We start from the raw sequence: 2,448 nt of genomic DNA, 5'->3' as shown, positions 1-2,448 counted from the left end.
GCTCACGCTCCGCGATGGCCGCCCGCCGTGCTGTGCCGGCAGCGAGCCGCGCCGCGGATGCCGATCGGTCAGACGGTGCTCTTGTTCTTGCCCGCGACGCCCTCGGCAACGCCGATCAGCAGTACGGCTGCGACGACGGCGAGCACGAAACCGATGACGTTGAGCTCGAAGATGCCGCCGGTGCCGAAGAGCTGGGCGATGAGGCCGCCGATGAGCGACCCGATGAGGCCGAGGCCGAGGGTGGCCAAGAGGCCGAGGTTCTGCTTGCCGGGCTTGATGAGGCGCGCGAGCGCTCCGATGATGAGACCTGCAACGAGGAAACCGATCACGGCGAAGACCTTCTTTCGTGGGTGTGTTGCCGGGACCCTACGCCGGAACGGTGCGCCAGCCCGTCAGGCGACCGTGGCGTCGCGGATCCTGCGGCGAGGGCCGGTCAGCTAGCGGCCGAGTGCGGCGGCGTCCCGCCCGGCAGGACCTCGTCGATGACGTGCATCAGCTCCTTGAACCCGCCGCCCTTCTGCACGAAGCGGTCCGCTCCGAGGGCCATGGCCTGGGCGCCCACGCGGTGGTCGAAGCCCGACAGCACGATCACGCTGGCCGAGGGTGCGCCGTCGAGGATATGGGGGAGGGCCTCGAGACCGTCCATGCCGGGCATGGCGAGGTCGAGCAGCACCAGGTCGGGCTGCAGCTCTGCCGCTAGCCGCATGCCCTCATCTCCTGACGAGGCCGCACCCACGACCTCGATCCGGTCCCGCTGCTCGAGGAACAGCCGGAGCAGCGCGCGCATGTCCTCACAATCGTCGACGATCAGCACCCGCCGGTCGGGAGGGCCGGCCGAGGTGAGAGTGACCCGCGACGGGCCAGGCTTGGCAGTAGTCGGGGCGGCACGGAGGTCGACAGCACCCCTACGGACGAGGTCGCCCGGCTTGAGGTCGGCCCCGTCGACGGGCTCGAGCAGGTCGTGCATCATGTCGCGCGCCGAGGCGAGGGTGAGCTGGATGTACCTCGCGGCCGCGGCCGTGTCGGAGTCCTCGAGGCAGTACACCGAGGCGGTGAGGCTCTGGAGGATGTTGTCGTTGATCTCCACCGCCTGCTGCCGGCGCACCTGTGCCTCCCGGAGGTTCACCGCCAGCGACTCGCTGGCGAGCCGCGGTCCGGCATCGCGCAGGAAGACCGCGACGAGGTCGTCGTCCACGCCGGGATTGAGCTCGCCCGCGAACACGTCGAGCGTGAGCTCGCCACCGGCCAGTCCGCGTGCGCGGACGCCGAGCTTCTCCGGTCCTTCGACGCGCACGAACCGATCGAGGGAGAGCCCGACCGGATCACCTCCGAGCAGGGCTCGTCCCCGGTCGTTGGTCTGCACGACCAGCCCGTCCTCGAGCACCAGGATGGCATCGCCGCTGGACTCCACCAGTGCCTCGAAACGAGCGCGAGCCCGCTCGACCTCCTGCTCGGCAAGGACCAGGCCGGTGATGTCGATGCAGGTGCCGCGCATGCGGACCGGGGTGCCGTCCGCGTCCAGCACGACCTGGCCGTTGGACGAGAGGTAGCGGATCTCCCCATCGGGGCGTTGCACCCGCTCGACCATCCTGTAGGGCTCGCCCGTGGCGTAGGCCTGCTGATGGATCCCCGTGATGCGCTCACGGTCCTCGGGGTGGATGTGGGAGACGAAGCGTTCATAGCTGGCGTTGAACGACTGCGGCTCGTGGCCGTAGATGCGATACAGCTGGTCGGACCAACGGTTCGTGTCGCTGGCGATGTGCCAGTCGTAGTCGCCCATGTTGGCGAGCATCTGCGCGTTGTCGACCCGGTGCGCCATGTCGACCAGCGCCGCGTCGGAGTGCGCCCGACCGACCGCGGTCTGCAGGAGCGGGCCCACGACGTCCAGCAGGTCACCGTCGGGGGGACCCTCGGAGGGATCTGCGTCGAAGGCGAGCACCAGGACCAGCGCCTCGGGAGGGGCTGCCAGGCGGAACGCGGTCGTCGTCCGGACACCGCGCTCGCGCCAGGCGTCGACGACGCCCAGGCCCCGCCACCCGGGCGTGACCTCCCGGATGCTGTGCGGCAGCGCTGCGACCGGCAGCTCGGCGCCTCGGTGCGCGACCGACCTGACGTCGTCGCCGGCCGTCCGCAGCACGTGGGCCGAGACAGCTCCCGTCAGGTCGAGCACGAGCGGCAATGCCCGAGACATCAACCCGGCGATGTCCAGCGCACCTGCGCACTCGGTGACCAGCTCGGCGAGAAGACGCGATGGCGTCATGGGCTCGATGGTGCTCACTTCCTTCTACGAACGAGCACCACGCCCCGAGAGTCGGCCCTCCACCGACACGGACACTGCTACGCCACGGTAACCCGCCCGGGTGTCACGCGTGGGCACAATCGGTGATCGCACCGACCACCGGTGCACAGGACGACGCCTACGTGCGCAGATTCCGAGCCTGAGGCGTC

At 69.9% G+C, this 2,448-nt stretch carries 2 protein-coding genes; both read right to left on the bottom strand.

The genetic code is table 11. The features are described from left to right. Positions 1–68 precede the first annotated feature (68 nt). Entirely contained in the window at positions 69–329 is a 261-nt protein-coding gene (locus tag VOI19_RS18125; RefSeq protein WP_323794343.1) for a hypothetical protein, read from the bottom strand. 104 nt (positions 330–433) lie between these two features. Further along, positions 434–2,260 carry a response regulator gene (locus VOI19_RS18120; RefSeq protein ID WP_323794342.1) on the bottom strand — a complete coding sequence of 609 codons (1,827 nt, stop codon included), beginning with the start codon at positions 2,258–2,260 and terminating at the stop codon, positions 434–436. Positions 2,261–2,448 lie beyond the last annotated feature (188 nt).

It is taken from the genome of Nocardioides sp., assembly GCF_034670285.1.
Classification (GTDB): Bacteria; Actinomycetota; Actinomycetes; order Propionibacteriales; family Nocardioidaceae; genus Nocardioides.
This window is presented reverse-complemented; position numbering and strand designations above follow the sequence as displayed.